This is a genomic window from Mesobacterium hydrothermale (assembly GCF_035818635.1).
Lineage (GTDB): Bacteria > Pseudomonadota > Alphaproteobacteria > Rhodobacterales > Rhodobacteraceae > Mesobacterium_A > Mesobacterium_A hydrothermale.
In genome coordinates, this window is sequence record NZ_JAYLLH010000075.1 from 1 (window position 1) to 559 (window position 559).

The 559-nt window shown below is 67.1% G+C and carries 1 protein-coding gene; it reads right to left on the bottom strand.

All coding sequences use genetic code 11. From position 1 onward, the window contains the following. On the bottom strand, positions 1-559 hold a 559-nt coding region (locus VK792_RS19495), incomplete at both ends, for an IS630 family transposase (protein WP_326299593.1).

The following is a 559-nucleotide window of genomic DNA, read 5'->3' on the forward strand; positions in this document are numbered from 1 at the left end:
CCTGATGCCGGTGGCGCTGCATGTTCCGGCCGATGACCGACCCGTCCAGCACGTTGAGCGCGGCAAACAGCGTGGTCGTGCCGTTGCGTTTGTAATCGTGGGTCATGGTGGGGCCGCGGCCTTTCTTCAGCGGCAGACCGGGCTGGGTCCGGTCAAGCGCCTGTATTTGCGACTTTTCATCGACCGACAGCACCACGGCATGGGCGGGCGGCGAGACGTAGAGCCCCACAACATCCTGCAGTTTCTCGGCGAAAGCCCGGTCGTTCGACAGCTTGAACTGCCGCCAGCGGTGCGGGCTCAGCCCATGCGCCTTCCAGATTTCCCGCACCGTGGAGGCGGCCAGCCCGACCGCCTTGCCCATCGCCCGGATCGTCCAGTGCGTCGCCTCATGCGGCGGCGGTTCCTGGGTCAGGCGGATGACCTCGGCCACTTTCTCGTCGGGCGTTCTGGGGGTGCCCGGCGGGCGCGTCTTCTCCCGCAGCAGGCCATCGACGCCTTCGGACATGAATCGCTCCTGCCAGCGCCAGACGCAGGTCTTGGACTTGCCCGTCGCGCCCAT